This window comes from Caballeronia sp. (assembly GCF_028292365.1).
GTDB lineage: Bacteria > Pseudomonadota > Gammaproteobacteria > Burkholderiales > Burkholderiaceae > Caballeronia.
The window spans coordinates 1-8,150 of record NZ_JAQGMM010000595.1; the positions used below are offsets into that span (position 1 = coordinate 1).

Consider the following 8,150-nt stretch of genomic DNA (forward strand, 5'->3'; position numbering starts at 1 on the left):
CAGAAGGCCAACCCGTCCTCAAGGCCGTCAACGCCTGCATCCAGTTCATGCCGACGCTCGACGGCCGAGCGCTTTTCACGGTTGAAGACCTGCGCGCCAAAGACGGCACGCTGCATCCCGTCCAGCAGGCCATGGTCGATTGCCACGGCTCACAATGCGGCTTCTGCACGCCCGGCTTCGTGATGTCGATGTGGGCGCTGTACGAGAATCAGCCCGCCGATGCCGGCCTGCCCACCCGCGATGAAATCAACGCCGCCCTGTCCGGCAATCTCTGCCGATGCACGGGCTATCGGCCGATCGTGGATGCGTCGCAGAAAATGTTCGAATACCCTCGTGCGCCGTTCGATCGCGACCAACTCAAACGCCAGCTCGAATCCATCCGGCGCAAGGAAACGCTCGAATACTCCGCACCCGACGCGCGCGGCGACGCATTCGGCCGCCCGACATTCTTCGCGCCCGTCTCTCTTGCCGAATTCGCCCGCTTGCGCGCCGACTATCCAGACGCGCGCATCCTGGCCGGCAGCACTGACGTCGGCCTGTGGGTCACCAAGCAATTCCGCAATCTCGGCGACATCCTGTATATCGGCAATGTCACCGAGCTCAAGTCGATCACCCGCGACGGCCAATGGCTGACCATCGGTGCGGCGGCCTCGCTGGAAGATTCTTACGCCGCGCTCGCGGCCGTTTATCCGGAACTCGCGGAATTGTGGACACGCTTCGCGTCGCTGCCCATTCGCAACGCCGGTACGCTCGGCGGCAACGTGGCGAACGGTTCGCCCATCGGCGATTCCATGCCCGCACTGATCGCCCTCGATGCGGAAATCGTGCTGCAAAAGGCCAACAAGGTCCGCACGACGCCGCTCGACGCCTTCTATCTCGGCTATCAAAAATCCGCGCTGGAAACGGGCGAATTCGTCGCGGGAATCCGTGTTCCGCTGCCATCGACGAATCTGCGCTTCAGGACTTACAAGGTATCGAAGCGCTACGACCAGGACATATCGGCGGTGTGCGCCGCGTTCGCCGTGACGCTCGACGGCACCCGTGTGGCAACCGCGCGATTCGCGTTCGGCGGCATGGCGGCCACGCCCAAACGGGCATCGAATGCGGAAGCCGTGCTGGTGAATGAAGAGTGGAACGAGGCCAACGTGAAAGCCGCCATGCGCGCGCTGGACGTGGACTTCCAGCCGCTCACCGATATGCGTGCGTCGAGCGAATACCGCAGCAAGGTGGCGCGCAACGTGCTGTGGCGTTTTTTCCTCGAGACCCGTGAGGATTCGCCGCTGGCACTGCACGACGTCAACGCGTTCGCGTTCGCGTTCGACGTGCAATGCGCGACTTAAAGCCACACCAAGCCCCGAGGACCACGCGATGAACAAGCGTACCGATCCACACCACATCGACCGTGCGGCCGCTGCCACTAATGCACTCGCACTGCACGCCGGCGCAAAAGAGCGTGCAGCGATTGGCGTCGGCTTGCCGCACGAATCGGCCACGCTGCATGTGAGCGGCGAAGCGACTTACGTTGATGACATCGGCGAATTGCGCGGCACGCGGCACGCGGCGTTGGGTTTGTCGCGGCATGCGCACGCCCGCATCGTCTCGATCAATCTCGACCTCGTTCTGGCCGCGCCCGGCGTGATCGCCGTGTTCACCGCCGACGATATCCCCGGTGAGAACAATTGCGGCCCCGTGCTCCACGACGACCCGATCCTCGCGAAAGATGAAGTGCTGTATTTGGGCCAACCGGTGTTCGTGGTCATCGCGGAAACGCACGATCTCGCGCGCCGTGCAGCAGCGCTCGCCAAAAGCGAAGAAGTGATCCGATACGAACCGCGCGAAGCCATCCTGACGCCGCGCGATGCGAAAGCGAAACAGCAGTTCGTGCTGCCACCGCTGCATCTGAAGCGCGGCGATCCGGACAGAAAAATCGCGTCGGCGGCGCATCGGCTGCAAGGTGAATTCGAGGTTGGCGGTCAGGAACAGTTCTATCTCGAAGGGCAGATTGCGTATGCCATTCCAAAGGAACTGGACGGCATGCTCGTCTACAGTTCCACGCAGCATCCGAGCGAAATGCAGCATCTGGTCGCGCATATGCTCGACTGGCCGACGCATAACGTCATTTGCGAATGCCGCCGGATGGGCGGCGGGTTCGGCGGCAAGGAATCGCAGTCGGGGGTCTTCGCGTGCATCGCGTCGCTGGCCGCTCACTTGCTGCATCGGCCGGTGAAATTGCGCGCGGATCGTGACGACGACTTCATGATCACGGGCAAACGCCACGACGCAATCTACACCTACGAAGCCGGATTCGATGACGACGGCCGCTTGCAAGGCGCGCGTGTGGAAATTGCGTTGCGCGCGGGTTATTCGGCCGATTTATCGGGCGCGGTGGCCACCCGCGCCGTCTGTCACTTCGACAACGCGTATTACCTGCAGGACGTCGATATCACCGCGCTCTGCTGCCGTACCAACACGCAGTCGAACACGGCGTTCCGGGGTTTCGGCGGTCCGCAAGGCGCGCTGGTGATGGAAATCATGATGGATGAAATCGCGCACCGGCTGAAGCGCGATCCCGTCGATATCCGCCGTGTGAACTACTACGGCATCACCGAGCGCAACGTGACGCCCTACGGTCAGACCGTGGAAGACAACATCATCGAGCCGCTGACGGACGAACTGCTGGCATCGAGTGCGTATGTGCAGCGACGCAACGCGATTGCCGCGTTCAATGCAACGAGTCCCGTGCTCAAGCGGGGTATCGCGTTCACGCCGGTCAAGTTCGGCATCTCGTTCAACGTGCCCTTCCTGAACCAAGCGGGCGCGCTCGTGCATGTCTATAAAGACGGCTCTGCGCTCGTCAATCACGGCGGCACCGAGATGGGCCAGGGCCTGAACACGAAGGTCGCGCAGGTCGTGGCGAACGCGCTGGGCGTGCCGTTATCGCGCGTGCGCGTGAGCGCCACCGATACCTCGAAGGTTGCGAATACATCGGCCACCGCCGCATCCACCGGCAGCGACCTGAACGGCAAGGCGGCCGAAGCCGCCGCGCTCACCATTCGCGGACGCCTCGCGGAACTCGCCGCGAAGCAGCTCGGCGGACGCGCGAAAGACGTGCGTTTTCACGATGGTGTGGTCGAGTCGAACGGCGGTCAGATGCCGTTCGATCAACTGGTCGGAGCGGCTTATCTGTCGCGCGTGCAATTGTGGTCGGATGGTTTTTACGCCACGCCCAAGGTCAACTGGGATTCGAAAACGCTGACCGGCCAGCCGTTCTACTACTTCGCTTACGGCGCGGCGATCTCGGAAGTGGTCGTGGACACGCTCACCGGCGAGTGGCGGCTGTTGCGGGCGGACATCCTCCACGACGCAGGACAGTCGATCAATCCGGCGCTCGATATCGGCCAGGTGGAAGGCGGTTTTGTCCAGGGCATGGGCTGGCTGACAACCGAAGAACTCTGGTGGAATCGTGATGGCCGCCTGATGACGCACGCACCATCGACGTACAAGATTCCATCGGTGAGCGACATCCCCGCTGCGATGAACGTCGCGCTCTACGAAAACCAGAACGTCGAGCCAACAGTGTTCCGGTCGAAAGCCGTAGGTGAACCGCCATTGCTGCTCGGTTTCTCGGTGTTGCTGGCAATCCGCGCCGCGGTGGCGTCGGTCGCGCCCGACTCCACCGACGCGCCCGTTCTGCGCGCTCCAGCCACGCCCGAATCGATCCTGAACGCACTGGACGCCCAGGCCGCGAAGATTCAAGCTGCGGCGACTCCGGACGTCGCCCAGCCTGTGCCGGTCAACTAACGAACCAGGAACCTATCCGATGCAAGCCTGGCTGCACGATCTGCAACACCTCCTCGCACACGGCGACCCCGTCGTGCTGGTGACGGTCGCGCGCGTGGAAGGCTCGGCGCCGCGCGAAGCGGGCACGAAGATGATCGTCACACGCGACGATGCACGCCACACCATTGGCGGAGGTCATCTGGAATGGAAGGCGATTGAAACAGCGCGACAGGTGCTAAAAGACGGCGCGCGCAGTCCGCACATGCGGCGGCTCGAGCGTTTCGCGCTCGGCCCAAGCCTTGGTCAATGCTGCGGCGGTGCGGTCGTGGTGGCGTTCGAGCGGCTGGATATAGGCGATCTCGCCTGGGTCACATCGTTGAACAAACGCATGGCGCAGGGATTATCCACGGTGCGCAGCGTCGGCTTCGGCCCGATTCCGGACGGGGTGATGATCTCCGACCCGGAACCCGGCGTGACCGGCCCCGATTGCCTGCTCTGGGACGGCGCGGGTTTCGACGAAAGCGGCTCGCTGCTGACCGAAACCATCGCGGTGCGCGATTTTCCGGTGGTGCTGTTCGGCGCAGGACACGTGGGCGCAGCGCTCGTCAGGGTGCTCGCGAATTTGCCGTGCCGCGTCGCGTGGGTGGACGAACGCGATGCAACGTTCCCGCCCATGGATCGGCTCCCCGACAATGTCACGCTGGACGCGAGCGGAATCCCGGAAGCCGCCGTGGATGAAGCCCCGGCCAATAGTTACTTTTTGGTAATGACGCACAACCACGCGCTCGATCTCGCGCTCGCCGAGCGGATTCTCCGGCGCGGCGATTTTGCGTTTTTCGGCATGATCGGCTCGCACACGAAGAAGGTCCTGTTCGAGCGCCGTCTGGCGTCGCGGGGCATCGACCCCGTGTTGATCAGCCGCATGACGTGCCCGATCGGCGTCCCCGGCATTGTCGATAAAGCGCCCGAAATGATTGCAGTATCAGTCGCAGCTCAGTTGCTGCAGAAGGTCGAGGAACGCGCCGCGCACAGCTACAATTCCGCGCAGCATCCGCAAACCGCGTGATCAGACCTTTTAGAGCACAAAACAAGCATGAATCCCACTCTCGCTGACAAAATCGCTCGCGCGCCCAAAGCAGAACTTCACATTCACATTGAGGGTTCGCTCGAACCCGAGTTGATCTTCGAACTCGCAAAACGCAATGGCGTGACCCTCGCGTACGACTCCATTGAAGCGTTGCGCGCGGCCTACGCGTTCACCGACCTGCAATCGTTCCTCGACATCTACTATGCGGGCGCAAGCGTGCTGCTTCACGAGCGCGATTTCCACGACATGACCCTGGCATACGTTGAACGTGCACTCGCCGATCATGTCACGCATACCGAAATTTTCTTCGATCCGCAAACGCACACCGAACGCGGTGTTTCGATTGCCACGGCGGTCGCAGGTATCGAAAGCGCGCTGGCTGAAGGTGAGCGGCGCGGTTTGACGAGCAAGCTGATCCTGTGTTTCCTGCGCCATCTGCCGGAAGAAGATGCGCTTAAAACGTTCGATGAAGCGTTGCCCTTGTTCGATCAATACAAGCATCGGCTGATTGGTGTCGGATTGGATTCGTCGGAGAAAGGCCATCCGCCTTCGAAGTTCGAACGTGTGTTCGCGAAGGCGCGTGAGAAGGGCTTGAAGCTCGTCGCGCACGCAGGCGAGGAAGGGCCGCCCGCGTATGTGTACGAAGCGCTCGACCTGCTGAAAGTGGATCGCGTGGATCATGGCGTGCGCAGCATGGAAGACCCGGCGCTGGTCGCGCGTCTCGCGGATTCCCGCGTGGCACTGACCGTCTGCCCGCTGTCAAACCTGAAGCTGCGCGTGTTCGACGACATGGCGAAACACACGCTCAAGGCGCTGCTGGATCAGGGCGTGGCCGTGATGATCAACTCCGACGACCCCGCGTATTTCGGCGGCTACGTGAACGCAAATTACCTCGCGATTCTCGAAGCCTTGAATCTCACCGATGCCGAGTGTTACACGCTGCTGAAAAACAGCCTGGAAGCGTCGTTCGTGACGAACGCCGAGCGCCTCGCAATGGTCGCCAAACTCGATGCCTATTGGCACAACTGGCATGCGGCGGCGTGAGCAAGAACCTCATGGCTACCATTACCAACGACACCACCACGCTCGAGCGTTTCTTCGGCATCCGTGCAGCGGGTTCACGCACGAAGACCGAGATTGTTGCGGGCATCACGACGTTCCTGACAGCGATGTACATCATCGTCGTCAATCCCGGGATCTTGTCGCAGGCCGGCGTGCCCTTCTCCGCTGCGCTGACGGCCACCGTCATTGTCAGTTTCCTCGGCAGTTGCGCGATGGGCCTCTACGCGCGCAACCCGGTGCTCGTCGCGCCCGGCATGGGCATGAACGCGCTGTTCGCTTTCGTGATGGTTCACAGCGGCAAGATGCCGTGGCAGACCGCGCTCGGCTGCGTGTTCTGGGCCGGCGTGATCTTCGCGGTGCTTGCGGCGTTCAACGCGCGCAAGCTGGTTGTCGATGCCATTCCCGCGAACCTGCGTCATGCGGTGTCGTGTGGCATCGGACTGTTTATCAGCCTGATCGGACTGGTCAACGCGAAGTTTGTTATCAGCGATCCGGTGACGATCGTGCATTCAGCATCGCTGAATCCGGTGGTTATCACGTTCCTGATCGGCCTCGCGGTGACCACGATCCTGGTTGCACGCAAGGTAACCGGCGCGCTGATGATCGGCATCATTTTCACGACCGTGATTGCGATTCCCATCGGCCGTTTCTGGGGCGACGGCACCGCTTACTGGCCAGCCGCCATTGCCACGAAAACGCTCGTGAACTGGAACGGTTTGTTCTCGGCGCCGGACTTTTCAGCCGTCGGTCAACTGGACTTGCTCGGCTCGTTGAAAGTGATCTACTGGCCGTTTATCTTCGTGATGCTGTTCACGTCTTTCTTCGATGCCCTCTCCACCTTCATGGCGATCTCGGAAGCCGGCAAGCTCTACGACAAAGACGGCAACCCGCGCAACATCCGCCAGTCGATGATGGTCGATTCGTTCGCAGCACTCGTTTCCGCGCCGCTCGGCACGAGCCCGGCGAATGCGTACATAGAATCGGCGGCGGGCATTTCGGCGGGCGGCCGCACGGGGCTGGTCGCAGTGGTCGCCGGCTTGTGTTTCCTGCCCTTCCTGTTCCTCTCGCCGCTGCTCTCCCTGGTGCCCGCCATTGCAACCGCGCCCGCGCTCGTGCTGGTCGGCGTGTTCATGATGGAGTCGATCACGAAGATTGAATGGGGCCGCTTCGACGAAGCCATTCCCGCCTTCCTCGCGATGATCCTGATCCCGCTGACGTATTCGATCACCGATGGCATTGCGTACGGTTTCCTCGCCTTTGTCGTGATCAAGTCGTTCACCGGCCGCAGAAAAGAAATCAAGCCGGCGATGTGGATTGTCGCCGCGCTGTCGTTGCTGTTGTTGACACAGCTATAAGGGCGTTGACCCGCTTTACTGGAGACATTTCACCATGACTCAAACCGCTTACCGCGCGCAGCTACTTACTTTCCGCGACGATCCCGCTTTTTCCGATGACAACGCCGTGCATGAAACCGACGGCTTGTTGCTGGTGGAAGATGGCCGCGTGGTGGCGGCGGGCGCGTATTCGGCGTTGCGTGACGCCATCGCGCCCGATGCAATCATGAAGGACCTGCGGGACAAGTTGATCGTGCCGGGTTTCATCGACTCGCACATTCACTATCCGCAGACTGACATGATCGCCTCCCCTGCGCCGGGGTTGTTGCCATGGTTGAACACGTACACGTTTCCGACCGAGCGCAAGTTCGAAGACCCGGCGTACGCGCGCGAGACGGCAAGCTTTTTCATCGATGAACTGCTGTCTTGCGGCACGACCACAGCGCTCGTGTACTGCACGGTCCACAAGCAATCCGCCGATGCCTTTTTTAGCGAGAGCGAGTCGCGCAACCTGCGCATGATCGCGGGCAAGGTGCTGATGGATCGCAACTGCCCGGAGTATCTGCGCGACACGGCTCAATCGGGCTACGACGACAGCGCCGAACTCATCGCGCGCTGGCATGGCCGCGGCCGGCAGGAATACGCGCTGACGCCGCGCTTTGCGCCGACCTCGACGGAGGCTCAACTTGAAGCCTGCGCGGTGCTCGCGCGCAAGCATCAGGATGTGTATATCCAGAGTCATGTGGCGGAAAACACCGACGAGATCAAGTGGGTCGAAAGTCTGTTTCCGGGGCATCGGAGCTATCTGGATATCTACGATCACTACGATTTGCTGCGTCAGCGCGCGGTGTACGGCCACTGCATCTATCTCGACGATACTGACCGCC

The 8,150-nt window shown here is 61.7% G+C and carries 6 protein-coding genes; all 6 read left to right on the forward strand.

The annotated features are described in order from the left end of the window. Window positions 1–1,340: xanthine dehydrogenase small subunit (gene xdhA / locus JWR14_RS35015; RefSeq protein WP_299718648.1), on the forward strand; the 1,340-nt coding region annotated here is incomplete at its 5' end. A 28-nt stretch (window positions 1,341–1,368) separates the two neighbouring features. After that, the gene (gene xdhB, locus JWR14_RS35020; RefSeq protein WP_299718650.1) at window positions 1,369–3,801 is read left to right on the forward strand and encodes a xanthine dehydrogenase molybdopterin binding subunit; all 2,433 of its coding nucleotides are present in this window, start codon (window positions 1,369–1,371) and stop codon (window positions 3,799–3,801) included. Window positions 3,802–3,820: 19 nt separating this feature from the next. Further along, window positions 3,821–4,846, forward strand: coding sequence for a xanthine dehydrogenase accessory protein XdhC (gene xdhC, locus JWR14_RS35025; protein WP_299718652.1), 1,026 nt, complete (start codon window positions 3,821–3,823; stop codon window positions 4,844–4,846). A 27-nt stretch (window positions 4,847–4,873) separates the two neighbouring features. After that, the gene (locus tag JWR14_RS35030; protein WP_299718655.1) at window positions 4,874–5,911 is read left to right on the forward strand and encodes an adenosine deaminase; all 1,038 of its coding nucleotides are present in this window, start codon (window positions 4,874–4,876) and stop codon (window positions 5,909–5,911) included. Between the two features lie 11 nt (window positions 5,912–5,922). After that, window positions 5,923–7,284, forward strand: coding sequence for an NCS2 family permease (locus JWR14_RS35035; protein ID WP_299718657.1), 1,362 nt, complete (start codon window positions 5,923–5,925; stop codon window positions 7,282–7,284). Window positions 7,285–7,318: 34 nt separating this feature from the next. Next, a partial coding sequence (guaD, locus tag JWR14_RS35040) for a guanine deaminase (protein WP_299718659.1) occupies window positions 7,319–8,150 on the forward strand: 832 nt, incomplete at its 3' end.